This is a genomic window from Lysobacter sp. Root76, assembly GCF_001428685.1.
Lineage (GTDB): Bacteria > Pseudomonadota > Gammaproteobacteria > Xanthomonadales > Xanthomonadaceae > Lysobacter.
In genome coordinates this window covers 397,391-422,930 of sequence record NZ_LMIK01000004.1, presented here as the reverse complement: position 1 = coordinate 422,930, position 25,540 = coordinate 397,391, and the positions used below count along the sequence as shown (strand labels likewise).

20 protein-coding genes are annotated in these 25,540 nt (G+C 69.8%); 9 read left to right on the top strand and 11 right to left on the bottom strand.

Annotated features, from left to right (window positions below; genetic code table 11):
• On the top strand, positions 1 to 1,692 hold the full coding sequence (locus ASE10_RS07020; RefSeq protein WP_056306116.1) for an alpha-amylase family glycosyl hydrolase: 1,692 nt from the start codon (positions 1 to 3) through the stop codon (positions 1,690 to 1,692).
• A gap of 21 nt (positions 1,693 to 1,713) precedes the next feature.
• Here ASE10_RS07020 and ASE10_RS07015 read toward each other — a convergent pair whose 3' ends face one another.
• The 3 genes from ASE10_RS07015 to ASE10_RS07005 all read right to left on the bottom strand — a co-directional run bounded on the left by ASE10_RS07015 (position 1,714) and on the right by ASE10_RS07005 (position 5,345).
• On the bottom strand, positions 1,714 to 2,745 hold the full coding sequence (locus ASE10_RS07015) for a LacI family DNA-binding transcriptional regulator (RefSeq protein ID WP_055901828.1): 1,032 nt from the start codon (positions 2,743 to 2,745) through the stop codon (positions 1,714 to 1,716).
• 156 nt (positions 2,746 to 2,901) lie between these two features.
• Complete coding sequence (locus tag ASE10_RS07010; protein ID WP_056100773.1) at positions 2,902 to 3,822, bottom strand: ABC transporter permease subunit; 921 nt, start codon at positions 3,820 to 3,822, stop codon at positions 2,902 to 2,904.
• The gene (locus tag ASE10_RS07005) at positions 3,819 to 5,345 is read right to left on the bottom strand and encodes a peptide ABC transporter substrate-binding protein (protein ID WP_162255254.1); all 1,527 of its coding nucleotides are present in this window, start codon (positions 5,343 to 5,345) and stop codon (positions 3,819 to 3,821) included. The genes ASE10_RS07010 and ASE10_RS07005 overlap by 4 nt, the downstream gene beginning before the upstream one ends.
• Before the next feature lie 281 nt (positions 5,346 to 5,626).
• Between ASE10_RS07005 and ASE10_RS07000 the strand changes: the two genes are divergently transcribed.
• A complete protein-coding gene (locus tag ASE10_RS07000; RefSeq protein WP_156087697.1) occupies positions 5,627 to 6,964 on the top strand; it encodes a glutamate--cysteine ligase in 1,338 nt (445 codons plus the stop codon).
• A gap of 303 nt (positions 6,965 to 7,267) precedes the next feature.
• On the opposite strand, the gene ASE10_RS06995 is transcribed toward ASE10_RS07000, so the two are convergent.
• Positions 7,268 to 8,038: a tetratricopeptide repeat protein gene (locus ASE10_RS06995; RefSeq protein ID WP_082559605.1), complete on the bottom strand. Its 771-nt coding sequence runs from the start codon at positions 8,036 to 8,038 to the stop codon at positions 7,268 to 7,270.
• 174 nt (positions 8,039 to 8,212) lie between these two features.
• Here ASE10_RS06995 and ppc point away from each other — a divergent pair, with 174 nt between their 5' ends.
• The 4 genes from ppc (at position 8,213) to fghA (ending at position 13,432) form a co-directional block, all read left to right on the top strand.
• Entirely contained in the window at positions 8,213 to 10,951 is a 2,739-nt protein-coding gene (ppc, locus tag ASE10_RS06990; RefSeq protein WP_055902015.1) for a phosphoenolpyruvate carboxylase, read from the top strand.
• Between the two features lie 157 nt (positions 10,952 to 11,108).
• On the top strand, positions 11,109 to 11,384 hold the full coding sequence (gene frmR, locus ASE10_RS06985; RefSeq protein WP_055901816.1) for a formaldehyde-responsive transcriptional repressor FrmR: 276 nt from the start codon (positions 11,109 to 11,111) through the stop codon (positions 11,382 to 11,384).
• 106 nt (positions 11,385 to 11,490) lie between these two features.
• Positions 11,491 to 12,600 carry an S-(hydroxymethyl)glutathione dehydrogenase/class III alcohol dehydrogenase gene (locus ASE10_RS06980; protein WP_055902013.1) on the top strand — a complete coding sequence of 370 codons (1,110 nt, stop codon included), beginning with the start codon at positions 11,491 to 11,493 and terminating at the stop codon, positions 12,598 to 12,600.
• A gap of 1 nt (position 12,601) precedes the next feature.
• Entirely contained in the window at positions 12,602 to 13,432 is an 831-nt protein-coding gene (gene fghA / locus ASE10_RS06975; RefSeq protein WP_055901813.1) for an S-formylglutathione hydrolase, read from the top strand.
• 180 nt (positions 13,433 to 13,612) lie between these two features.
• Here the strand turns inward: fghA and ASE10_RS06970 are convergent, their stop codons facing one another.
• Together ASE10_RS06970 and ASE10_RS06965 are read right to left on the bottom strand one after the other, a co-directional pair.
• Entirely contained in the window at positions 13,613 to 13,957 is a 345-nt protein-coding gene (locus tag ASE10_RS06970) for a hypothetical protein (protein WP_055902011.1), read from the bottom strand.
• A 96-nt stretch (positions 13,958 to 14,053) separates the two neighbouring features.
• The gene (locus ASE10_RS06965; RefSeq protein WP_055901809.1) at positions 14,054 to 14,851 is read right to left on the bottom strand and encodes a helix-turn-helix transcriptional regulator; all 798 of its coding nucleotides are present in this window, start codon (positions 14,849 to 14,851) and stop codon (positions 14,054 to 14,056) included.
• A gap of 119 nt (positions 14,852 to 14,970) precedes the next feature.
• Between ASE10_RS06965 and ASE10_RS06960 the strand changes: the two genes are divergently transcribed.
• Together ASE10_RS06960 and ASE10_RS06955 are read left to right on the top strand one after the other, a co-directional pair.
• Positions 14,971 to 16,398 (top strand): FAD-binding oxidoreductase, encoded by a 1,428-nt coding sequence (locus tag ASE10_RS06960; protein ID WP_055901806.1) that lies wholly within the window; start codon positions 14,971 to 14,973, stop codon positions 16,396 to 16,398.
• Positions 16,395 to 17,267 carry a class I SAM-dependent methyltransferase gene (locus ASE10_RS06955; protein ID WP_082586063.1) on the top strand — a complete coding sequence of 291 codons (873 nt, stop codon included), beginning with the start codon at positions 16,395 to 16,397 and terminating at the stop codon, positions 17,265 to 17,267. The genes ASE10_RS06960 and ASE10_RS06955 overlap by 4 nt, the downstream gene beginning before the upstream one ends.
• Positions 17,268 to 17,274: 7 nt before the next feature.
• On the opposite strand, the gene ASE10_RS06950 is transcribed toward ASE10_RS06955, so the two are convergent.
• From ASE10_RS06950 to ASE10_RS20545, 5 genes are all read right to left on the bottom strand, one after another.
• Positions 17,275 to 20,739 carry an amidohydrolase family protein gene (locus ASE10_RS06950; RefSeq protein ID WP_082559601.1) on the bottom strand — a complete coding sequence of 1,155 codons (3,465 nt, stop codon included), beginning with the start codon at positions 20,737 to 20,739 and terminating at the stop codon, positions 17,275 to 17,277.
• Positions 20,740 to 20,882: 143 nt separating this feature from the next.
• Positions 20,883 to 21,830 (bottom strand): DegV family protein, encoded by a 948-nt coding sequence (locus tag ASE10_RS06945; protein WP_055901800.1) that lies wholly within the window; start codon positions 21,828 to 21,830, stop codon positions 20,883 to 20,885.
• 106 nt (positions 21,831 to 21,936) lie between these two features.
• Positions 21,937 to 22,566, bottom strand: coding sequence for a 2-hydroxychromene-2-carboxylate isomerase (locus ASE10_RS06940; RefSeq protein ID WP_055901796.1), 630 nt, complete (start codon positions 22,564 to 22,566; stop codon positions 21,937 to 21,939).
• 11 nt (positions 22,567 to 22,577) lie between these two features.
• Positions 22,578 to 22,982, bottom strand: a complete 405-nt coding sequence (locus tag ASE10_RS20550; RefSeq protein ID WP_055901793.1) for a DUF1761 domain-containing protein — start codon at positions 22,980 to 22,982, stop codon at positions 22,578 to 22,580.
• A gap of 32 nt (positions 22,983 to 23,014) precedes the next feature.
• Positions 23,015 to 23,725, bottom strand: coding sequence for a hypothetical protein (locus ASE10_RS20545; protein ID WP_162255253.1), 711 nt, complete (start codon positions 23,723 to 23,725; stop codon positions 23,015 to 23,017).
• A gap of 106 nt (positions 23,726 to 23,831) precedes the next feature.
• On the opposite strand from ASE10_RS20545, the gene ASE10_RS06925 reads away from it, so the two are divergent.
• Positions 23,832 to 25,484: a diguanylate cyclase gene (locus ASE10_RS06925; protein WP_056306059.1), complete on the top strand. Its 1,653-nt coding sequence runs from the start codon at positions 23,832 to 23,834 to the stop codon at positions 25,482 to 25,484.
• Positions 25,485 to 25,540: the final 56 nt, after the last annotated feature.

Here is a 25,540-nt window from a genome sequence, read left to right as displayed (position 1 = left end):
ATGAAAACCCGACTCCCGTCGCGCGCCTTGGGCGCCGCGCTGCTGACGCTACTCGCGAGCACCGCCGCCGCCGCCGATACGCAAGGCGACTACTACGGAACGCTGGAACCCTTCGCCAGCGACGCCGTCTATTTCGTGCTCACCGACCGCTACGTCAACGGCGATCCGTCCAACGACCAGCGCGAACAGGGCGGCCCGGATCCGGCCACGCGCAGTTTCGACCGGCCCGTGCCCGGCGCGCCGGCCGGCGAGAGCGACAACATCGGCTACCTCGGCGGCGATTTCAAAGGCCTGCTCGCCAACGCCGGCTACATCCGCGAACTCGGCTTCGGCGCGGTCTGGCTCACGCCCATCGTCGACAACCCGGACCAAGCCTTCACCGGCGGCGAGGCGGTGACCTGGGGCGGCGCCTTCCAGGACCGCGGCAAGACCGGCTACCACGGCTACTGGGGCGTGGACTTCTATCGCCTCGACGAGCACCTGCCCAGCCGCGACCTGGATTTCGCCGGCCTCACCCAGGGCCTGCGGCGCCATGGCCTCAAGACGGTGCTCGACATCGTCGCCAACCACGGCTCGCCCTCGTTCACGATGCCGATCGACCAGCCCAAGTTCGGCGAACTCTATCGCGACGGTGTGCTGGTCGCCGACCACCAAAACCTGGCGCCGGCCCAGCTCGATCCCGCGCATCAACCCCTGCACCGTTACTTTCATACCCAGGCCGACCTGGTGCAGCTGTCGAACATCGACGACACCAACCCCGAGGTGCTCGACTACTTCGTCGGCGCCTATACGCAATGGATCGACCAGGGCGCCGACGCGTTCCGCATCGACACCATCCGCCACATGCCGCATGCGTTCTGGAAAGCCTTCGCCGATCGCATCCGCGCCAAGCGGCCGGGCTTCTTCATGTTCGGCGAGGCCTTCGATTATCGGGCGCGCAACATCGCGCCATTCACCTGGCCCGAGAACGGCGCTGTGAGCGTGCTCGACTTTCCGCTCAAGCAGCGGATGGCCGAGGTCTTCGGCCGCCAGAGCGCGGGTTACGAGCAGCTCGAGGAGCGGCTGTACCTGCGCCGCGGCCCGTACGCGAACCCGTACGAACTGATGACCTTCTACGACAACCACGACATGCCGCGCCTGGATGCGAGCGACGAGGGTTTCATCGACGCGCACAACTGGCTGTTCACCGCGCGCGGCATCCCGGTGATCTACTACGGGTCGGAAACCGGCTTCATGCGCGGCCGCGCCGAGCACGCCGGTAACCGCAACTACTACGGCCAGGCGCGCATCGACGCAGCGCCGGGTCAGCCGATCTACGAACGGCTCCAGCGCATCGCGCGGCTGCGCGCGGCCACGCCGGCGTTGCAGCGCGGTCTGCAGCTGGATATGGAGTTCCGGGGCGATCGCGCCGCGTTCTATCGGGTCTACCAGCACGATGGAGCCGCGCAGATCGCGTTGGTGCTGCTCAACAAGGGCGCGGCGCCGGCGGACTTCGAGGTCCGACGCTACCTGGAAGCCGGTGCATGGCGCGATGCCTTGGGCGGCGGCAGCGTCGCTGTCGCCCGCGACGGCACCCTATCGGCCACGGTGCCGGCCCACGACGTCAAGGTGTTCGTGCTCGACGCGCCGCCCACGCGCAAGGACCTGCGCCGCGCACTGGACGCCTTGATGCGGCGCAAGCTCGTGCGTTGAGCTGCGATCCGCAGTTCGCGCTCAGCTTCCGCTGGAACGCCGCACCACCAGCGAGGCGGGCAGGGTGATGCTCTCGGTGGTCTCGCCGAGGATCTGGCGCAGCAGGGTTTCCACCAGCAGCTCGCCGGCGCGCTTGGTGTCCTGGAACACCGTGGTCAACGGCGGGCTGGCGAAGCGCGCCATCGGGATGTCGTCGAAGCCGACCACGGCCAGATCCTCGGGCACGCGCAGGCCGGCCTCGGCGAAGGCGCGCAGCGCGCCGATCGCGATCAGATCGCTGGCCGCGAACACCGCGTCGAAGCGGCCGCCGCGCGCCATCAGTTCGCGCGCGGCGGCGTAGCCGTCTTCCTCGAAGCTTTCCGCGTCGACCTGCAGGATCGCCTCCATGGCGCCACCGACTTCGCGCAGCGCGGCGTCGCAGCCGCGGAAGCGGTCGAAGAACTCCGGGCAATGGCTGGAGGCGCCGCCGAGGAAGGCGATGCGGCGATGGCCCAGGCCGACCAGGTGCTCGCCGGCCAGGCGTCCGCCGCTGAAGTTGTCGCAGCCGATCGACACACCCGGCTGATCCGGCAGCACCGCGCCCCAGCGCACGAAGCGCGTGCCTTGCGCGACCAGCTTCTCCAGCTTGCCCTCGTAGGCCAGGTAGTCGCCGTAGCCGAGCAGGATCAGGCCGTCGGCCTTCATGCTGTCCTCGTAGTCGGCGTGCCAGTCGTCGGAGAGTTGCTGGAACGAGATCAGCAGGTCCTGGCCCTCGCGTGCGCAGGCGCGCGTGATCGAGCCCAGCATGGACAGGAAGAAGGGGTTGATGTGCGACTCGTCCGGAGTCGGGTCCTCGAACAGCAGCAGCGCCAGCGTGCCCGAGCGTTGCGTGCGCAGGCTGGAGGCGTGGCGGTCGACCTTGTAGTTCATCTCGCGGACCAAGGCTTCGACCCGCTTGCGGGTTTCGGCGTTGACCAGCGGGCTGCCGCTGAGCACGCGCGAGACCGTGGCCTGCGACACGCCGGCGCGGTGCGCTATGTCCAGCGATGTGGCCTTGGATCTGCGGGTGCGCATGCACGGGGCCGGTCGACAGAGAATCCGCAGTGTAGTGAGCGCGTGGCCGCGGCGCATGCCGCATTGCCGCACGCGATCCATTCCGGTCATCGCGGTGACGCGGGTACGCCCATCGTGCTCGCGCTTGGCCTACGCCGGTGCAAGCTAGGTCGTCGCTTACGGCTCCGCATCGCGCAGGCGCGGATCCATGGCCGCGCGCAAGGCATCCACCAGGGTGTTGATCGCGACGATCAGTGCGCCGACCACCAGCACCACGCCCAGCACCAGGGTGTAGTCGCGATTGAGCGCGCCCTGGACGAAGTAGCGGCCCATGCCGGGGATGCCGAACACCTGCTCGACCACGGCCGAGCCGGTGACCACGTTGATCAAGGCCGGCGACAGCCAGGCCGCGACCGGCAGCAGCGCCGGCTTCATCGCGTGCGCCAGCAACAGCCGCGCTTCCGACAGGCCGCGTGCGCGCGCCGCCTTGAGGTAGTCGGCCGACAGGGTTTCCAGCAGCGAGGCACGGGTCAGGCGCGCGCAGTAGGCGATGTTGGGCAGCGCCAGCGCGATCACCGGCAGCACCACGTGGCTCCAGCCGCCCCAGCCGCCGGCCGGCAGCCAGTGCAGGGTCACCGCGAACAGCAGCACCAGCAGCGGCGCGGCGACGAATTTCGGTATCGCCAGGCCCAGTCCCGCCGCGAACATCAACACGCGGTCGGTCCAGCGCCCGGCGCGCAAGGCCGCCCATGCGCCCAGCGGTATGCCCAGCAACAGCGCCAGCAGCAGGGCGAGGCCGCCGTTGAGCATCGACACCGGCAAGGCGCTGGCGATCAGCTGGGTCACGCGGTAGTCGGGGTACTGGAACGAAGGCCCGAGGTCGCCGCGGACCACGTCGCCCAGCCAGGCCAGGTATTGCGCGGGCAGCGGCCGATCCAGGCGGTACTGCGCGGCGAGCGCGGCCTGCACTTCCGGCGGCGCGGCCTTTTCCGTATCGAACGGGCCGCCCGGCGCGGCGCGCAGCAGCACAAAGCACAGCGTGGCCAGCAGCCACAGCGTCAGCAAGGCTTCCGCCAACCGTCCCAGCACGCGCTTCATCGCGCCGGTCCTGCGAAGGACAGCCAGCGGCTGGCGTGGCGGTCGAGCGCGTTGGATTCGTAACCGCGCACGCGTTCGCCGACCAGGTGCTTGGAGGTGTAGTAGTACAGCGGAATCACCGCGTCCGAGTTCAACAGCCGGGTTTCGGCGGCGTGCAGCCAGGCGTTGCGCGCGGCTTCGGTCTGCGCAGCATCGGCCTTGGCCAGGCGCTGGCGGAATCCGGCGTCGTCGTAGCCGCTCCAGTTCAAAGGGCCGTCGCTGCCGAACGCGGCCAGGAAGTTGCGCGCGTCGGGCACGTCGCCGATCCAGCCGCCGCGGAACACCTGGGTGATCGCGCGCTGGCGGCGGTTCTGCACGAACACCTTCCATTCCTCGTTGCGCAGCCGCACCTGCACGCCCAGGGTCTGCCGCCACATCGCCGCCACCGCGAGCGCCAGGCGGCGGTGCGGGGTCGAGGTGTTGTAGCGCAGCTCGATCACCAGCGGCCGCTCGCGCGTGTAGCCGGCGGCGCGGTACAGCGCGCGCGCCTGCGCCTCGCGCTGGGCCTGGCTCAGCGAGGCCCAAGCCGCCTGGACCGGGGTGTAGCCGGCGATGCCGGGCGGCACGATGCCGTAGGCCGGGGTTTCGCCCAGGCCGGTGACGTGGCGGGTGAGCTTGTCGCGGTCGATCGCCATCGCCAGGGCCCGACGCAACTGCGGTTCGTCGCGCAGCGGCGGGCGGCTCAGGTTCATGCCCAGCCAGAACGCACCCAGGTAGGGCCACAGGCGCAGGCGCTCGCCGAAGCGCGCGCGCAAGGCCGTCAGCGGCTGCGGCGGCACCACTTCGGTGATGTCCAGGTCGCCGGCGGCGAAGCGCTGCAGTTCCGCGGCCGCGTCCTCGGTGACGTGGTAACGCACCTGCGCGATCGCCACCCGCGCGGCGTCGTGGAAGCGCGGATTGCGCTGCACCAGCAGATTGGCCTGCGGCGTCCACGCCGCGAGCGTATAGGCGCCGTTCGATACCAGCCGCCCCGGCCGGGTGTGCTGGGCCTGGTAGCGTTGCACCGCCGGCAGGTACACCGGAAACGCGATCGGCAGCGTTAGCAGCGCCGGCAGCGACGCGCTGCGCTGCAGGCGGAACACCACCGTGCGCGGATCCGGCGCCGACACGCCCAGTGCCGACGGCGGCTGCCGCCCGGCCTGCACCGCCTGCGCGTTCTCCAGCGCGTCGAACAGTTCGCCGAACGGCGCGGCGGTCGCCGGCGCGAACGCGCGCCGGAAACTGGCGACGATCTGCGCAGCGTCCAAGGCCTCGCCGTTGCTCCAGCGCAGGCCCTCGCGCAATACGAAGGTCCAGGTGCGGCCGTCGGCCGACACCGACCAGCGCTGCGCCATGCCCGGCACCAGCCGGCCGTGCGCGTCCTCGGTGACCAGGCCTTCGTACAGGTCGCGCAGCACATTGCCGCAGGCGACTTCCTGGCAGCGGTGCGCGTCCAGCGTGCTCGGCTCGGGGCCGTTGCCGCGCTCCAGCGTCTGTGCAGGCACGGCGCAGGGCATCAGCGCCAGTAGCAGGGCCGAACCATAGCGTTGCAGGGCGGACGTTGTTCGGTGCAAGGCGAGGGCTACACTGCCGGGGTCTGGTGATTGTAGGTCAGTGGCCGCATATCCCCGGAAGCAGCAGGGGTCGGGCGTCGCAGGACGCCGCCGGCCCTCCGCGCGTCGCGACGGCGGCGCGCGAGCAAGGCATCCCGCCTTGCAGCGCAGTGTCGACGAACGAGGTGCGTGTGTCCGGTCCCAGCCAGGTCAAGGATGTCCCGATTCCGCCGATGGCCAGCGGCGGTCGCACCGCGCTGATCGAATACCTGGTGTCCGGCGCGCGCGCCGACGACGACTGGAAGATCGGCACCGAGCACGAGAAGTTCGGCTTCCGCACCGACGACCTGCGCCCGCCGACCTTCGACGGCGAACGCGGCATCGAAGCCCTGCTCAAGGGCCTGACCCAGTTCGGCTGGGAGCCGGTGGAAGAACACGGCCGCGTGATCGCCCTGACCCGCGACCAGGCTTCGGTGTCGCTGGAGCCGGCCGGCCAGCTGGAACTGTCGGGCGCGCCGCTGGCGACCCTGCACGACACCTGCTGCGAGGCCGCGCAGCACCTGCGCGAAGTGCGCGCGGTCGCCGAGCCGATGGGGCTGGGCTTCCTCGGCATGGGCTTCCAGCCCAAGTGGCGCCGCGACGAAATGCCGTGGATGCCCAAGGGCCGTTACAAGATCATGCGCGAGTACATGCCCAAGGTCGGCACCCTGGGCCTGGACATGATGACCCGCACCAGCACCGTGCAGGTCAACCTGGACGTGCGCGACGAAGCCGACATGGTGAAGAAGTTCCGCGTCTCGCTGGCCCTGCAGCCGATCGCGACCGCGCTGTTCGCCGACTCGCCGTTCACCGAAGGCAAGCCCAACGGCTTCCTGTCCTACCGTTCGCACATCTGGACCGACACCGACCGCGACCGCACCGGCCTGCTCGACTTCGTGTTCGAGGACGGCTTCGGCTACGAGCGCTACGTCGACTACCTGCTCGACGTGCCGATGTACTTCGTCTATCGCGACGGCACCTACATCGACGCCGCCGGCCAGTCGTTCCGCGACTACATGGACGCCAAGCTGCCGGCCTATCCGGACCAGCGGCCGACCCTGAAGGATTGGGCCGACCACACCACCACCGCGTTCCCGGAAGTGCGGCTGAAGAAATACCTGGAGATGCGCGGCGCCGATTCCGGCCCGTGGAACCGCATCTGCGCGCTGTCGGCGTTCTGGGTCGGCCTGCTGTACGACTCCAGCGCGCTGGATGCGGCCTGGGACCTGGTCCTGGACTTCACCCCGGAAGAGCGCCACGCCCTACGCGATGGTGTGCCGAAGCAGGCGCTGCAGCTGCCGTTCCGCGACGGCAAGGTCCTGGACCTGGCCCGGCGCGCGCTGGAGATTTCCGCGCACGGCCTGGCCCGGCGCGGCAAATTCAACAGCAACGGCGCCGACGAATCGATCTACCTGGAACCGCTGCTGGAGTTCGTCGCACGCGGCCAGACCCCGGCCGAGCGCAAGCTCGAGCTGTTCCACGGCGCCTGGGGTGGCAGCGTGGATCCGGTATTCACCGACTTCGCGTATTGAGGCGGCTCAGGCCGCGGTGCTCGATGCGGTGCGCCTGCGGCTTACCGCATCCTGCGTAGGGTGCGGTGATAACCGCAGCATCGCCGCCTGACGCGCAGCGCTCGATGCGGTGCGCCTGCGGCTTACCGCATCCTACATAGGGTGCGGTGATAACCGCAGCATCGCCGCCTGACGCGCAGCGCTCGATGCGGTGCGCTTGCGGCTTACCGCATCCTATGTAGGGTGCGGTGATAACCGCACCATCGCCGCCTGACGCGCAGCGCACACCTCGATCGCGTCGGATTCCGGCAGCGCCGCGGTGCTTCAGCCCGTCACCGCGTTCGCATTCGCCAACTGCTTGGACAACAGCCTGAGCTGGTCCAGTGCCGGCTTGTTCATGCGCCGTGCGTAGGGCGGCAGGCGCTTGGCTTTCGCCAGCGCGCCCTCGCACAGCTGGCGCGCTCGCTCGGTATCGCCCCAGCCCACCAGGGTCTGCGCGTAGTGCGCATGCGCGTCGAAGCCGCTGCTGTAGCCGACCAGGGTGTCGAACTCCTCGCGCGCCTTGGCGCGGTCGCCCTCGGCCGCGACTGCGCGGGCGTAGGTGAGGTGGCCCTCGTTGGAGCGGTAGTCGGGCCGACGCCGGATCAGCTCGTCGAGCAGTTCGCGCGCGCGCCGGGCGTGACCGCATTCCAGCAGCGCCTGCGCCAGCCGCACCTGGATATCGGGATCGTCGGCGTGGATGCCCTGTAGCGCCGATTCGTAGTGGGTGGCCGCTTCCGAAGCGCGGTCGCTGGCGAGCAGCGCATCGGCCAGGCGCAGACGGCGATCGGTGGTGGCCGCGTCCTCGAAGGCCTGCTGGGCTTCGCGCAGTTCGCGGCTGGGGTCGAGCGCGCGCTTGACCCCGCCGACCAGGGCGCGGCCATGGCGGCTGTGGCGCATCTCGGGCAGCCAGATCGTCAGGCCGTAGATCACGCTGCCGAGCAGCGGGAACATGAAAAGGATGCCGAGCCAGTAGCGCTCCTGCCCGCTGCGCACGGCGTGTACGGCGAAGAACAGCGCCACCAGCACATGGGCGCCCAAACCCAGAAACGGCATACGGTCTCCCCTGTCCCGACCGGCGCACAGTGTCGGGGTTCCGCCTCCTTCTGGCTAGACCGTGGTGGGAGGGGCGAAACGCAGAGTCCAGGTCGTTACCGATGTAACCAAATTCATGAACGGCAGATTGCTGCAACGCACAAGTTGCTGTTATAGCCTAGCCATATGAATGTCATGACCGACACCAGCGACGAACCCTTGCGCGCGGTCGATTTCGCGCCCACCGACGCCCTGCTGCGCGAGGACGTAAAAAACCTGGGCGCGCTGGTCGGCGAGATCCTGGCCGAACAACGCGGCGCCGGTTTCCTCGATGCGGTCGAGCGTCTGCGCCGCGCCGCGATCCGGCGCCGCGAATCCGACCGCCCGCTGGCCGCACTCGCCGATGCCCTGGCCGACATCGACCTGGAGCAGGCCTCCGACCTGGTGCGCGCCTTCGCGACCTATTTCCAGGCGGTCAACCTGGCCGAACGCGTGCACCGCATCCGCCGCCGCCGCGACTACGAGCGCAGCGGCGCGGCCGCGCAACCCGGCGGCCTGCGGGACGTGCTGTCGGCGCTGGCCCGCGAAGGCGTCGGCGCCGACGAACTTGCGCAGCTGCTGCCGCGGCTGCGCATCGAACCGGTGTTCACCGCTCATCCCACCGAGGCCGTGCGCCGCGCCCTGCTGGAGAAGGAACGCCAGATCGTGGGCTGCCTGGTCGCCGACATCGACCGCAGCCGCACCCCGCCGGAGCGCCGCGCCGACCGCGAACGCATCCGCCTGGCCCTGACCGCGAGTTGGCAGACCGCCGAAGCGCCGGCCGCCAAGCCCAGCGTCGCCGACGAGTTCGAGCACGTCGGCTTCTATCTGTCCGACGTGCTCTACCGCGTGCTGCCGGTGTTCTACGAGATGTTCGAGGAAGCCCTGCGCGAGGCCTACGGCGACACGCCATCGCTGCCGGACGTGCTCGGTTTCGGCACCTGGGTCGGCGGCGACATGGACGGCAATCCCAACGTCGGCGCCGACACCATCGCCGCGACCCTGGCCGGTCAGCGCGCGCTGGTGCTGCGCGCCTACCGCCGCGACCTGGACGCGCTGGGCGAACTGCTGAGCCAGTCGGTGACGCGCGTGCGCATCGACGAAGCGGTGCTGGCGCGGGTCGAGGACTACAGCTACCTGTTGCCCAAGGCCGCCGCCGCGCTCAAGCCGCGCCACGCCGACATGCCGTATCGCAACCTGCTCAGCCTGATGTCCGCGCGCCTGCAGGCGACCGCCGACGAGAGCGTGCACGGCTATCCCGACGTGGCCGCGTTTCTGGCCGACATCGTCGCCATCGAGGACAGCCTCAACGCCAACCAGGGCGGACACGCCGGCGGTTTCGCGGTGCGTCGCCTGCGCCGTCGCGCCGAGTGCTTCGGTTTCCACCTCGCCAGCCTGGACCTGCGCCAGGACTCGGCCACCCACGACGCCGCTTTGTCCGCCGTGCTCGGCGACCCGGACTGGGAACGGCGCGCGCCGGCCGAGCGCGCGCAACGCCTGCATGCCTTGCTCGACGGCAGCGCGCCGCCGCGCAGCGACGGCAACGGCGCCGCGCGCGCTAGTCTGGACGTGTTCCGCGCGGTCGCAAGGCTGCGCCCGCGCTACGGCGAACATGCCTTCGGCCCCTACATCGTCAGCATGAGCCGCAGCGCCGCCGATGCCCTGGCCGTGCTCGCTCTGGCGCGCACCGCCGGCTGCGTAGACGCAACCGGCCGGGTGCCGCTGGACGTCGCGCCGCTGTTCGAAACCGTCGACGACCTCGACGCCGCCGCCGACAGCTTGCGCGCGCTGTTCGCCGACCCGGTCTACCGCGCCCACCTCGACGCGCGCGGCGGCCGCCAAGTGGTGATGCTGGGCTATTCCGACAGCGCCAAGGACGGCGGCATGCTGGCCTCGCGCTGGGCACTGCAGCAGACCCAGGTCGCACTGACCGCGCTGGCCCAGGACAGCGGCGTGCGCATCGCGTTCTTCCATGGCCGCGGCGGTTCGATCAGCCGCGGCGGCGGCAAGACCGAACGCGCGGTGATCGCCGCGCCGCGCGGTTCGGTCGACGGTTTCCTGCGCCTGACCGAACAGGGCGAGGTGATCCATCGCAAGTACGGCATCCGCGCGATCGCCCTACGCAACCTGGAGCAGACCACCGGTGCGGTGCTGCGCGCGACCCTGCGCCCGCGCCCGCCCGAGCCGCGCGAAGCGGGCTGGCGCGCGATCGCGTCCGAACTGGCCGACGCCGCACGCGCGCACTATCGCGCGCTGGTGCACGAGGACGCGCTGTTCCCCGCCTACTTCCGCGCCGCGACCCCGATCGATGTAATCGAACGCCTGCGGATAGGCTCCCGTCCGGCCAAGCGCGCCGGCGCCGGCGATATCGGTTCGCTGCGCGCGATTCCCTGGGTGTTCGCCTGGTCGCAGAACCGTGCCGGCCTGACCGCCTGGTACGGCGTCGGCACCGCGCTGGAGCGAGCGCTCGCGCGCCACGGCCGCGAGACCCTGGCCGAGATGGCGCACGACTGGCCGTTCTTCACCACCCTGATCGACGATCTGGAAATGGTCCTGGCCAAATCCGATCCGGCGATCTTCGAACGCTATTCGCTGCTCGCCGCGGCCCTGCCCGAAGGCGACCTGCACGCGCGCTTCCATCCCGGCATCGCCGCCGAATTCGAGCGCACCCGCACGGCGGTGCTGGCGATCAAGGGCAGTCGCGAACTGCTGACCGGCGACCACCGCCTGCGCCAATCGATCCGCCTGCGCAATCCTTATGTCGACCCGATCAGCCTGCTCCAGGTCGACCTGCTCGCACGCTGGCGCGCGGCCGGACGGCCCGACGATGCCTTGCAGCAGGCGCTGGTGGCGACGGTCAACGGCATCGCCGCGGGCGTGCAGAACACCGGCTGATTCGCCGTCGGGTTCCTCGCGCATCCTGTCGCCACGCGCATCCGCGCGTAGCCGCGACCCTACGAATCGACGATGGAAGCCAGCCGGGCAGGCTTCGCCGCGCGCCCGATCTGATACTATCCCCCAGTATCAAGCGCCCGTAGTCCGAGGCCACCCCATGCCGCATTCCCCCGCAGAGAAAAAGCGAGTCCTGACCCGTGTCCGCCGCATCAAGGGCCAGACCGAGGCGCTGGAGCGCGCGCTGGAGCAGGGCAGCGAATGCGCGGCCGTGCTGCAGCAGATCGCGGCGATCCGCGGCGCCATCAACGGCCTGATGTCGGAAGTGCTGGAGAGCCACATCCGCGAGGAACTCGGCCAGGCCGTGTCCTCGCAGGAGACCCGCAGCGCCAGCATCGACGAGGTCGCCGCGCTGGTGCGCTCGTATCTGAAATGAATTCGCGACACCGTTACCCGCTGCGCCCGAACCTCCGGTCGCAGCCCGTCTTTCCTTCCGCCTCGCGGAACGCCAACGCAGGAGAACCATCCCCATGAGCCGGGTCATCAAAAGCCGCGCCGCCGTCGCCTTCGCCGCCGGACAGCCCTTGCAGGTCGTCGAGATCGACGTCGAGCCGCCGCGCAAGGGCGAGGTGCTGGTGCGCATCGTCGCCACCGGCGTCTGCCATACCGATGCTTTCACGCTCAGCGGCGACGATCCCGAAGGTCTGTTCCCGGCCGTGCTCGGCCATGAAGGCGGCGGCGTCGTGGTCGAAGTCGGCGAGGGCGTCACCAGCCTCAAGCCCGGCGATCACGTGATCCCGCTGTACACGGCCGAATGCCGGCAATGCAAATTCTGCCTGTCGGGCAAGACCAATCTCTGCCAGGCCGTGCGCGCGACCCAGGGCCGCGGCGTGATGCCGGACGGCAGCTCGCGCTTCAGCTACAACGGTCAGCCCATCCATCACTACATGGGCTGCAGCACCTTCAGCGAGTACACGGTGGTGCCGGAAATTTCGCTGGCGGTGGTCAATCCGGAGGCCGCGCTGGAGAAGGTCTGCCTGCTCGGTTGCGGCGTGACCACCGGCATCGGCGCGGTCCACAACACCGCCAAGGTCCAGACCGGCGACACGGTCGCGGTGTTCGGCCTGGGCGGCATCGGCCTGGCGGTGATCCAGGGCGCGGTGCAGGCCAAGGCCGGCCGCATCATCGGCATCGACACCAATCCGGGCAAGTTCGAACTCGCCCGGCAGATGGGCGCGACCGACTGCGTGAATCCGAAGGACCACGAGCGTCCGATCCAGGACGTGCTGGTCGAGATGACCGACGGCGGCGTCGATTTCAGCTTCGAATGCATCGGCAACGTCCACGTCATGCGCTCGGCGCTGGAGTGCTGCCACAAGGGCTGGGGCGAGTCGGTGATCATCGGCGTCGCCGGTGCCGGCCAGGAGATCAGCACGCGTCCGTTCCAGCTGGTCACCGGCCGGGTCTGGCGCGGTTCGGCCTTCGGCGGCGTCAAGGGCCGTACCCAGTTGCCGGGCATGGTCGAGCAGGCGATGAAGGGCGAGATCGACCTCGATTCCTTCATCACCCACACCCTGCCGCTGGAACGCATCAACGAGGCCTTCGACCTGATGCATGAGGGCAAGTCGATCCGCACCGTGATCCACTACTGACATGCAGCGCATCGAATCCCACGCCTGTTTCGGCGGCCGCCAGGAAGTCTGGCAACACGAGTCCAGCGTGCTCGATTGCTCGATGCGCTACGCCGTCTACCTGCCGCCGCAGGCCAGCGGCGAAGCCTGCCCGGTGCTGTACTGGCTGTCCGGCCTGAGCTGCAGCGAGCAGAACTTCATCACCAAGGCCGGCGCGCAGCGTTACGCCGCCGAGCACGGCCTGATCCTGGTCGCGCCCGACACCAGCCCGCGCGGCGCCAGCGTGGCCGACGCCGAGGGCTACGACCTCGGCCAGGGCGCCGGCTTCTACCTCAATGCGACCCGCGAGCCTTGGGCGGCGCACTACCGCATGTACGACTACGTGGTCGATGAGCTGCCGGCGCTGGTCGATGCGCACTTCCCGAGCAGCGGCGCGCGCGCCATCAGCGGGCATTCGATGGGCGGGCACGGCGCGCTCACCATCGCCCTGAAGAACCCGGGCCGCTACCGCAGCGTATCGGCGTTCTCGCCTATCGTGGCGCCGTCGCAGGTGCCCTGGGGTGAGAAAGCCTTCGCCGCCTACCTGGGGGACGACCGCGATGCCTGGCGCGAGTGGGACGCGAGCGCGCTGGTCGCCCAGGCGCGCGAGCGGCTGCCGCTGCTGATCGATCAGGGCGAGGCCGACGAGTTTCTGGCCATCCAGCTCAAGCCGGAACTGCTGCGCGACGCCTGCGCCGCGGCGGGTCATCCGCTGCAACTGCGGATGCGGCCGGGCTATGACCATAGCTATTACTTCATCGCCAGTTTCATCGGCGAGCACATCGCGCACCACGCGGCGGCGTTGCGCGGCTGAGCGCGCAGCATCGGCTTCGATCGCGCCTCGGATCCGAGGCGGTTGCGGGTGCGCGTCGCCGCTCCGTTGGCGCGATCGCGGCTTACGCCGCTCCCACAGGAAGCAGTGGGAGCGGCGGCTGTGCGGCTTCGAGGCCGCGCAGTTTCATGATCGACAGGGGAGCTCGACAGGGAGCTGGTGCTACGCGGCGGTGACGTCGCGCAGTTCCCAGCCGGTGCCGGCCAACAGCCGCATGCGGTGCTTGAGCACGGTGCCGGGAATGGTCGAGGTCAGCACCAGATCGATGTGCAGATCGTCCTGCTGGCCGTCGACGGTGGCGGCGGGGTCGGTGGCGCCGAGGCTGGCGTCGACCTCGTCGGGCTCGGGCTGCTTGGCGCGCCAACGTTCGAACAGGTGGTTGCTTCGCAGCGCGTCCTGCAACTGCTCGGCGAAGCCCTCGGCGCTGACCGCGGAGAACGACAGCGAGGGATCGCTGCCGCGCGCGCGTTCGGCATCGGGAAGGCTGAGGTAGTAACGGGTGGCCATCATGGCGTCTCGTGTGGGAACTGCCTCTAGCCTAGGACGGCGTACATGCGTGGTTTGTGAACGCCATGCGTCGAATCCGAGGCGATGCGACGCCGGTCAGCCTACGCGGGGCTTGCGCCCGCCCTTGCGCCCGCGCGCGGCCGGGCCGACGTCGGCGGCGTACTCGTTGCGCAGGCTGTCGATCAGCGAATACACCCAGGGCCGCATCGCCACCAGGATGCCCACGCTGCGGCGTTTCGACGGCGGCAGGCTGATGTCCAGCTCGGCCGCCTCCTTGAACTCGATCTGCAGGCGTTCGAGCTTGCGGCGCAGCACCGCCAGGGACGCCGCGCCCAGCTCGCGGATTTCCAGCGCCAGTAGGGTGTCCGGCGCGCGGAACTCGTCGAGCAGGAACTCGCGGCTGGCCGCGCCCAGGTAGCGGGCGCGCACCGGGCCGTCGTCGCGCCAGGAGAAATCGCGCGGCACGCGCAGCCGCACCTTGTCGCCGGGCAGCAGTTCGACCAGCCCGAGCCGGTCCAGGCGCGCCAGCAGGCGCGTCAGTTCCGGCACGCCCAGGTCGTAGCCCTCGCGTATCGCATCGGCGCGCCAGCCTTGGCACAGCAGGTGGAACACCGTCATCAGGCGCGGCGATTGCGCCAGTTCGGCTTCCTGGCGCTCGCTGAGATGGCGAGGCGCATCGCGCGCGCCGCGCGCCAGGCGCGCCAGCTCGAAGAAGTCCAGATCGAGCAGGGCGCAAATCCGCTCCAGCCGCTCCAGGTCGATGCGGCCGCTGGACAGCAGGCGCTTGACCGTGGGTTCGGACACGCCCAATTCGCGGGCGAGGTCGGCATAACGCCAGCCGCGCTCCTTGAGCACGGATTTCAGCGCAGCGAGGACACGTTCTCGTTCGGCCATGGGCGGGAGGTGGCGGCGGTCGGGACGGTCAGGATCATAATCCGATACTGGAATCGTTGCGGTTGCGCCTGTCGATACCCACCGGCAAGGTCCGATCTGCCTTCCCATCGGTCCGATCCATGCGAACCACGAGTGCGCCCGCCGTCGCCGCGCCGATCCAGCTCAACGACGTCCATTCCGGCCTCAACGCCACCTCCGTCGCCGGCCTGCTCCGCCCACGAACGCTGGATGAGGCCTGCCAGGCGGTGCGCGACTGCGCGCGTCACGGCCGCTCGACCATCGCGGTCGGCGCGCGCCATGCGATGGGCGGCCAGCAGTTCCTGTCCGACGGCTGGCTGTTGGACACGGGCGGCTTGGATCGGATCGTCGATTTCGATCCCGAGCGCGGTCTGCTGACGGTGCAGGCCGGCGTGCGCTGGCCGGCGGTACTGGACTGGCTGGCGCGCCATCCGGCCAATCCGAAGGCGTGGACCATCCGCCAGAAGCAGACCGGCGCCGACGACTTCAGCATCGGCGGCGCGTTCGCATCCAACATCCACGGCCGCGGCCTCGCGTTCGCCCCCTTCGTCGAAGACGTGGAGTCGATCGTGCTGATCGACCATCGCGGCGAGCCGATGGTCGCCGACCGCCTTCGCAATGCGAACTGGTTCGCGCTGGCCGCCGGCGGCTACGGTCTGTTCGGTCTGGTCGCGCAACTCACCCTGCGGCTGGTGCCGCGTACGCGATTGCGCCGCGAAGTCGAGCTGCTGCGCGTGGGCGCGCTGACGGCGCGGCTGGAGACCGCGATCGCGCAGGGTTGCAGTTACGGCGACTTCCAGTTCGCGATCGACCCGCGCAGCGACGACTTCCTCGATCTGGGCATCGTGTCCTGCTACCGCCCCGTTCCCGAAGACGAGGCGGCCAGCGAGTCGGCGCACCGCCATCTGCGCGCCCAGGATTTCGCCCATCTGCTGCACCTGGCGCATACCGATCCCAGCCGCGCCTTCCGCGAGTACGCGGACTTCTACTTGGCCAGCCACGGCCAGCACTATCTGTCCGATGCCCAACAGTCGGGCGTGTACCTGGACGGCTATCACCGCCCGATCGACGCGGCGCTGGGTCATTGCGGTTCGGAAATGATCACCGAACTGTACGTACCGCGATCGCGGCTGGCGGAGTTCATGGGCGCCGCCGCCGACAGTCTGCGCCGCCATCGCGCGCAGCCGATCTACGGCACCGTGCGGCTGGTGACGCGCGATCCGACCAGCGTGCTGGCCTGGGCGCGCGAGGACTGGGCCTGCATCGTGTTCAACCTGCACGTGCGTCACGACGCGGACGGGCGGCAGGCGGCGGCCACGGCGTTCCGCGCCCTGATCGACGACGCGCTGCGCTACGGCGGTTGCTATTACCTCACCTATCACCGCCATGCCACGCGCGCGCAGGTCGAGGCGGCCTATCCGCAGTTCCCCGAGTTCCTGCGCCGCAAGCGCGAACTCGACCCGGACCGGCGTTGGGACAGCGACTGGTACCGCCACTACGAAGCCTTGTTCGCGGACGGCGACCGATGAGTTCTGTGTCCACGTCCATGCTGGTGGCGGCCGCGACGGTGCAGCGTGCGCGCGGCGATCCCGGCGCCGAGGATGCGGCGATCGCGCGCGCCTGTCTGCGCCTGTGCGGGGGCGGTGGTCCGGGCTTGCTGAGGCTGGTCGACAGCGCGCCCGGACGCATCCTGCTGGCGCCGCTGGAGCGCCTGCTCTTGCCGGGCCTGCGCGCGCACTACGCGTGGCGGAAGCGCCGCATCGCGCAGTGGGCGGGACAGGCCTGCATCGATGGCAGCGCGCAGCTGCTGCTGATCGGCGCCGGCTACGACGGCTTGGGCTGCGCGTTGGCGCGGAGGCATCCCGACCTGCACGTGTTCGAGCTCGACCGCGAGGTCAGCGTCGCGATCAAGCGCCGGGCGCTGGAACAGCTGAGCCTGCATCCGCCGCGTCTGCACCTGCTGGCGACCGACCTCATGCACGCCGATCCGCTGGCGACCTTGCGCGACTGCGCCGAATTCGACGCCGGCCGCCCGACCCTGTGCGTCGCAGAGGGCGTATTGATGTATCTATCGTGGCCGCAGGCGCGGGCTCTGTTGAGTCGCCTGGCACAAGAGCTGGCGAGCCCTGCCATCGTGGCCACCGCGATGGAAACCCGCGACGGCCTGCCAGGATTCCGCCGCGAGCACGCCTGGGTTCGCCCTTGGCTGCGACGCCGCGGCGAACCCTTCCTATGGGGCTGCGACCGCACCGAACTGCCGGCTTTGCTGGGCGCCTGCGGCTTGAGGCTGCAGGCGCTCGCCGATCCGGCGGAACCGGGCGATCCCGACCCGAGCCCCGGCGAATGGCTGTTCCTGGCGCGGCGGATCGGCGCGTCCGGCGCCGCGCCGCCGCACTAGCCGCGCCTCAATCCAGGTGCACGTGCGCGCCGTGGCCCTTCGGGCAATGGCAGACCGCGGTCGGGCCGAACTCGACGCCGAAGGTCTGGCCATCGCGGTGGCGCTGCCAGTAGAAGTTCGGCGCCTTCTCGCCGCGATTGCCGATCTCGGCCATGTCGGCGTCGACGTCGAACAAACGGCCGTCGACCATCACGTAGCGCGTGTCGGCGGTGGCGCGGATGTTCTGCAGCGGATTGTCGTTGAGCACCACCAGATCGGCCTGCTTGCCGGTTTCCAGCGAGCCCAGCTGCTTGGACAGGCCGAGCAGGTCGGCGCCGTCGATGGTGGCGGCGCGCAGCGCTTCGAAGTTGCTGAAGCCGCCCTGGGTCAGCGACCAGATCTCCCAGTTCGGCGACAGGCCCTGCAACTGGCCGTGGCCGCCGACCTGGATCTTGATGCCGGCGTCGCGCATCTTCTTGGCCGACTTGGCGACCTCGATATGCCAGTAATCCCAGTCCGGCGCGATCTCGCGCCGGATCGAGCGCGCGTCCAGGGTCTCGCGCGGGAAGAAGCGGTTGAGCTTCTTGTCTTCCCAGACGTTGTCGCGCGCGTACCACCAGTACTCGCCCGAGGTGCCGCCGTAGCTCACCACCAGGGTCGGGGTGTTGCGCACGTCGGTCTGGCGCCACAGTTCGATCACGTCCTTGTACAGCGGCGCGACCGGCAGGTTGTGTTCGACGCTGGTGACGCCGTCCAGCACCATGGTCATGTTGTGGTGGAAGGTCGAACCGCCTTCTTCGACCACCAGCATGCCCAGTTCGCGCGCGGCCTGATCGATCTGCTGGCGCTGTTCGCGGCGCGGCTGGTTGTAGCTCTTGACCGAGAACGCGCCGTTGGCCTTCATCCGGCGCAGGTGGCTGCGCGCGTCCTCCAGCGAATTGACCACGGCTTTGAAGTCGCCGTCGGCGCCGTACAGGATGGTGCCGGTGGAGAACACGCGCGGGCCGACCATGCGCCCGGTCTTGACCAGTTCGGCCTCGGAGAACACGAACTCGGTGGTGGCCGAGGGGTCGTGCATGGTGGTCACGCCGAAGGCGAGGTTGGTGTAGTAGGCCCAGTTCTGCTGCGGCACCACGCCCTGGCCGAAGTGCGCGGCGTGCGCGTGCACGTCGACATAGCCCGGCACGATGGTCTTGCCGCTAGCGTCGATGCTGCGCGCGCCGGCCGGGATCGCCACCGACGACGAAGGCCCGATCGCGACGATGGTGTCGCCGCGGACCACGAGGGTGCCGTCCTCGATCACCTCCTGGGTCTTCTCCGCGTCGCGCATGGTGACGATGCGGGCGTGGGTGAAGGCGACGGTGTCCTTGGGCGCATCCACCGCCACGCTCAGGCCGACCGCGATGCCGCCGTCGTTGCTCGGCTTGGGCAGGTCCTTGGGTGCGCCGGGCAGGAAGGCGAAGCTCTGGCGCAGGTCGCGCGAGTGGTAGCGGTCGCCGACCATCCAGTGCAGCGACTTCGAATCCGCGCTCCAGTGCAGATAGCTGCCGACATCGGCGCTGACCTGGGTCACCGGCATGGCCTTGCTGTCCTTGGACAGTTCGACCGCGCTGCCCGTGGCGACCAGCGGCGCGACGTAGGCGTTGAACAGTTCGGTGAAGGCGATCCAGTTGCCGTCCGGACTGATGCTGACCGCGTCGACGTACTTCAGGCTGTAGACCTCGCGCGGATCCTCGCCGTGCAGGCCGACCGACATCAGCTTCTTCTTCAGGCCGCCGCCGGTGAGGTAGTAGACGCGGCTGCCGTCGGCGCTGAACTGCGGCGATTCGCCGCTCTCGGCCACGCGCACCGCGGCGCCGCCGTCGGCCGGCATCACATAGATGCCCTGATCGCGCGACCACAGGCTGCCGGTGAGGCCGCCGCCGCCGCTCTTGGCGTAGGCGATGCGGCGGCCGTCCGGCGAGAAGCGCGGGCCGTAGTAGAAGCCCGGCTCGCGGCTGATCTTGCGCGCGCCGCCGCCGTTGGCGTCGGCCACGTAGATCGCGGTCAGGTCCTGGTCGGACCAGGTCGTGTACAGCAGCTTGCGGCCGTCGGCGCTGAAGCTGGGCTGGTACTCGTAATGGCTCTCGTCGCGGCTCAGGCGCTCGGGCGCCCCGTCGGGCAGGCGCTTGCGCCAGAGGTGGCCGACGGCGTGGAAGATCAGGGTCTTGCCGTCGGCGCTGGTGGCGACGTCGCGGATCATCTTCGGCGTGAAGCGGCCTTCGTCCAGGGTCTGTTCGAAGCGCAAGGGCGCGGTCACGGTCTGATCGACCTGGGCGGTAAACGGCACATTGCTCGCCTTGCCGCTGGCCATGTCGACGCGCCACAGCTTGCCCTGGGCCCAGATCACCACCGCGCGCGAGTCCGGCGTCCAGTCGAAGTTGGCGTAGGGGCCGAAGATCGCCCAGGCTTCCTGCTGATCGTGCGAGAGGCCGTCCCAGACCGGGCGCACTTCGCCGCTGGCCAGGTCCATCACGTGCAGCACCGACTTGTCGCGCACGCGCTTCACGAACGCCAGCGACTTGCCGTCGGGCGAGGGCTGCGGCCGCACCGCGCCGCCGGGGGTGGAGATCAGGGTTTCGCTGTCGCCGGTCTGACGGTCCAGGCGCTTGATCGCGTAGATCGTGTCGTGGACGTTCTTGTTGTACTGGAACGACGGGCCGTCGCTGACGTCCTCGGAGTAATAGACGTAGCGGCCGTCGGGCGAGACCGCCGGTTCGCCCAGGTCCTGCTGGTCGTTCTTCTGCTTGGTCAGCTGCAGGCCGCCGCTGCCGGCGGTGTGGTACAGCCACAACTCGCCGGCGCCCAGCGAGCGTTCGCCGGTGAAGTGCTTGCGGCCGATCAGGAAGCGGCCGTCCGGGGTCCAGGCCGGGTTGTTGAGCAGGCGGAAGTCTTCCTTGGTCACCTGCACCGCGTTGCTGCCGTCGCTGCGGATGCGCCAGAGGTTGTTGCCGCCGCCGCGGTCGGAGGTGAAAGCCAGCTCGCGGCCGTCGGGCGACCAGCGCGGTTGCACATCCCAGGCCGGGCCGCTGGTCACGCGCTGGGCGGCGCCGCCGGCGATCGGCAGGCGGTAGAGGTCGCCGAGCAGGGAGAACGCGACTTCGCGCCCGTCGGGCGAAACGTCCACGTCCATCCAGGTGCCTTCGTCGGTTTCGAAGCGCACGCTCTTGGTCGGGCCGTGCGCGGCCGAGACGTCCCACTTCTTCTCGTCCTTGGCTTCGCCGGGCTTGCTCGCGCCCTTGGCGGTCTGGGCCGAGGCGTGCGCCGGATCGTTGCCGGCCGGGTCCAGGGCGTCCTGTTCGAGCTGGTCGCGCGGCTTGTCGGCCTGGTCCTTGTCCTGCGGCGCGGGCTGCGGCGGTGGTGTGGGCTGCGGCGCGGGCGGGTTCTGGGCGAGCGCTGGAGCGGCGGCGAGGGCGCTGGCGAGCGCAAGGACGAGCAGGCGGTGGCTGGGCATCGAGTCGGGTTCGAGCGGACGAGGTCCCGAGCCTAACCCGCACGGCCGCGCATGACCCTAGGCATAAAGTCGTGTTTGGGCGCAGCAGCCCGATCCGGCACGCCGCCGCGGCGCTGCGTCCTGGGGCGCGCGTCGGGCGCGGCTCAGGCGTCGAACTTGCTGCCGCCCTCGGCGGCGAAGCCCGCGGCGACGGCGCCCTTGCCGATGTTGACCATGCCGGTGAGGCTCATCACGCTCTCGAACAGCTCGACGTTGTGTTCGGCGCAGACCTCGCGCAGGCGCTCGTAGCCGGGCAGGGCGCGCATTTCCGCGAGCTCGCCGCCGTAGCTCAGGCACATGGTCGGGGTCATCAGCCCTTCGCGCACGCGCTTGCCGCAGTAGTCGAACAGCTTCTGCGCGGCCGCGTCGTAGCCCTTGATCTTGGCCACCGGCCCGGTTTCGCCGCGGTTGCAATGCAGCACCGGCTTGATGTCCAGCGCCGTGCCCAGGGTCGCGCTGAGAAAGCTCACGCTGCGGTCGCCGCGGATGCGGGTGCGCTGGCGCATGTAGTTGAGATCGCGAGGAATCAGATAGCCGTGGGTGTGCAGGGCCAGATTTTCCAGGCGTGCGCGGATCTTGGGCGCGCCCTCGCCGGCGTCGCGCAGGCGCGCGGCTTCGACCGGCAGGATGCCCTGGGCGGCGAACAGGTTCTGGGTGTCGATCACCCGCAGCGCGAACGGGGTGTTGTTGCCGGCGGCGCTGCGTATGGGCTTGTAATCGTTGAGGATCGCGAAGCTGGCCTGGTTGGCGTTGTCGTAGACCGGGCTGCGGGTCCGGGTGATGGTCATGCAGAACACGTAGTCGTAGTCGATCGCCAGCTGGCTCACGAACAGGTCGCGCACCTGTTGCACGGTGAACGGCGTGGTCTCGGCCTCGAAGCCGCGTTCGCCCAGGTGGGTGTTGAGGAAGTGCAGGGTGGCCTGTTCGTTGCGGTGGTCGGCCAGCACGGCCTCTCCGATCCGCACGGTGATCGGCAGCAGATGGATATCGTGCTGCTGCAGGTACTCCAACGGCAGATCGCAAGCCGAGTCGACGACGAGTCCGATGCGCATAGTCCCCCCCCGGGTGTTGGCGCCAAGACGTTCGAATTGTGACCGGCAGCATACCCGGCATGCGACAAGGGTGTGTCTACGCCCCTGAACGGCTCCGGCGCGGCGTTCAGCCTTGGCGCTGGACCGCCGCCGGCAGCGTGCCGACCCGGCGCATCTCCGGGTCGTCGAGCACGCCCGGATCGTGCAGCGCGGCCAGGGCGAACGCGTGCGCGTCGTTGCCCCAGAACATCGCACCGTCGAAGACCAGGGTCGGCACGCCGTAGACGCCGGCGGCGATCGCGGCCTCGGTGTTGGCGCGCAGCGCGGCCTTGGTGGCGTCGCTGCCGATCGCGGCCGGGTCCACGCCCAGCGCGGCGGCCAGCGGCGCCAGCGCCTCCAGGCTGTCGCCGGCGTGGCCCTGGCCCCAGATCCAGTCGAACACCGCGTCGACCGCTTCGGCGGTGGCGCCGGCGGCCACGCACAGGCGCAGCGCCGGCAGCGGATTGAACGGATGCGCGGGCGGGAAGCGCAGCGTCACCCCTTCCTGGCGCGACTGCCACAGCACGTGGCGGTAGGTGAATTCGCGCTTGCCCGGGATCTCGGCCGGGCCCTTCTGGCCGCATGCGGCCAGCACCGCGCCGAACACGATCGGCACTGGCCGCAGCGACGCGGTCGTCGCCGGCAGCGCCTTCACTTTCTGCCAGGCCAGGTAGGAGAACGGCGAAATGAAATCGAAGTACCAGTCGATGCTCGTCATGTCCGCGGCCCTCAGCGCCAGGCGCCCAGGATCACCCCGTACAGGATGAACTGCAGGATGTGGTAGCCGCTGTCTATCATCCACAGCTTGAGGCTGCGCTGGGCGAAGGCGTAATTGATGCCGAAGCTCATCGCCACGAAGAACAGGCCGACCACGAAGCCGAGCCCGAAACCGTCGGCTGCGCCGGCGCCGCTGGGCATCATCGCGGCGAAGATCACCGCCGACAGCAGGCTGCAGACGATGGCGACGGCGAAGATCCGCGCCGGATGGCGCGGCGCCGAATCCGGATCGACTCCGGCCTCGCGGCACCAGGCCTTCTTGAACAAGGGCCCGTACCAGATCCCGCCGAGCAGGAACGCGGACGCGGCGGCGGCGATCACCGCCAGCCAGTTGAAGTCGACGGGAGGCAGGGTCATGGGGTCTTGCTCCGGAACAGGGACGGGCGGCTTCAGCAGCCGACGGATTCGTAGGTGGACACCGCGTGCAGCAGTTCGCCGTCCCTGGCCTGCGACGACAGAAACAGCGTCGGTCGCGTTACGTTGTAGTGATCGCTGACATCGAAGATCAGGTCGAGCCGGCCGTCGCGATCGAGGTCGCCGGCGAACAGCAGCTCCGGCGAGGCGTCGTCGCCGAGCAGGAGGAGGTCCGCCTCGCGCCGGCCTTCCACGCGCATCAGCACCTGTTCCGCCCCGTCGGGCGCGACCAGCACCACGGCACAGTCGCGTGCGTAGGCCTGGCTGCCGCGCTTGGGCGTGCACTGGGTGCGGATGCGATGGTCCCGGCCGGCGAGGTCGATGCGATAGCCCGGCGGAGCGACGCCTTGGCTGCGTTCGAGGATGCGGGCCGGGCTCACCGCGCCCGCGGCCAGCGCGCCGCCGCGCAGGTAGGCTACGACCTGGGCGCCCTCGGCGTCGGGGTCCGGTTCCAGCGCCGAAGACACGCGCCGGCCGCTGGTCTGGCCGGGCGCGTCCAGGATCGGGTCCTCGCTGGCTTGCACCCGTAGCCGGGTCGGGGTCAGCGAGGCGCTTTCGGCCGAGGCGCGCAGCGCCAGCCAGGTTTCGCCGTCGCGGGCGACCGGCTCGTCGCCGTGAAACTGCCCGGGCGGCTGCAGCGCGATCGCGGCGGCCAGGATCAGTGGCGGCAATGACAACGATGACATCGGTAGCTTCCTGCGTGCCGGGGGCGAAATGCCGCCAGCATACGTCGCGCAGGGGCTTGTGGCGCGCACCGGCGCGGCCGACACTGGGGCGGACGCGGGGAGCCCGATGAAACGGATCTGGATCGCGGCCTGGCTGGTGTTGTGCACAGTCTGCGTGCCGGCGTGGGCGGTCGGCATCGTGCGCGTCGAACGCCTGGCGCAAGCGCCGCCGGCCTCGGCCGAGGCCCTGCGCGCGCTGCCCGATTCTGCCTACCAGACCCAGCCTTCCACCCTCCAGCTGGCCGGCGCCCAGAGCGGCCGCGGCTGGTGGCGCCTGCGCCCGGAGTCTTCGGAAGAGCCGCGCGTGCTGCTGATCTACCACCCCTACAGCGCCCGCATCACCGTGCTGGCCCCGCCCGACTACCGCGCCCGCCACGCCAGCATCTTCGACCCCGAAGCCGAGCCCAGCCATTCGCGGCGCGCGCTGGCCTTTCCGCTGAGCGCCGCCGGGCCGGTGTACGTGGGCGTGGAGGGCGCGCGCTACCCCTTGCAGATCGCGGTGCGTTCCAGCGCCGACTACGCGGTCGAAGACCACCGCCACGTGCGCATGCTCTGGCTGAGCATGGGCATCCTGGTCGGCGTGTCGCTGGTGGTGCTGCTGTTCTGGGCGCAGTTGCGCGAGCGCGTCTATCTGCTGTTCTCGGCCAGCATGCTGCTGCAGCTGCTGTACGTGCTGTGCGCCTATGGCGATGCCTACACGCTGCCGATCCTGGCCTGGCTGGGGCGGTTCGGTGTCGCCGGCATCTGGTTCGTCGCCACCTCCTCGACGATAGTCACGGTGCTGTTCCTGATCGAGTTCGCCGAGCTGCGCCCGCGCGCGCCCTGGCTGACCCGCGCATTGCTGATCGTCGGCGCCTGGCTGCCGCTGCTGCTGCTGCTGGTCGGGCTGGTGTCGCCGTGGCCGGCGAACAAGGCCTGGTTCCCGCTGCTGGGCAATGGCCTGCTGATGCTGGCCAACCTGCTGGCGGTGGCGACCCTGGGCACGGTCTGGCTGCGCGGCGGCCGCCACGCCGGTTTCGTGCTGATCGCCTGGGTCCCGCTGGTGGTGGTGTCGACCGCGCGCGCCATGCAGCTCAGCGCCGGCGTGCCGCTGACGTCGCTGCTCGAATACGGCCTGCCGGTGATGCAGGCCTTCGCCGCGGTGGTGCTGGTGCTGGGCCTGGCCGACCGCATGCTGACCTTCCGCCGCGAACGCGACGTGGCCCAATTGCACGCCGAACACGACGCTCTGACCGGCGTGCTCAACCGCGCCGGCATCATCACCCGCCTCAACCGCGCCGTGGCCGACTCGCGCCGCAAGCGCCAGCCCCTGTCGGTGCTGTTCCTGGACCTGGACCACTTCAAGGCCATCAACGACACCTACGGCCACCCGGTCGGCGACGCCTGCCTGTGCGCGGTCACCGAGAGCATCCATTCCGAGACCATGCCGATCTACCAGCTCGGCCGCATCGGCGGCGAAGAGTTCCTGTTGCTGCTGCCGGGCGTCGGCAACGCGGTCGCGCTCGATACCGCCGAACAGATCCGGCGCAAGGTCGAGCGCCGCTGCTGCGAGGTCAAGGGCGTCAAGGTCGCGCTGACACTCAGCATCGGCGTGGTCGAGTGCGGCCCCGAAGACAGCGCCGCGACCCTGATCCAGCGCGCCGACGCAGCGATGTACCGGGCCAAGCACGAGGGACGCAATCGGGTGGTGTTGCTGGATGCGCAGGCGAGCGCGGTTTGACGGGCGCGCTGCGGTGCGTGTTTACCGCCTCTCTGGGTCCGCTTACAGTGCCCGCT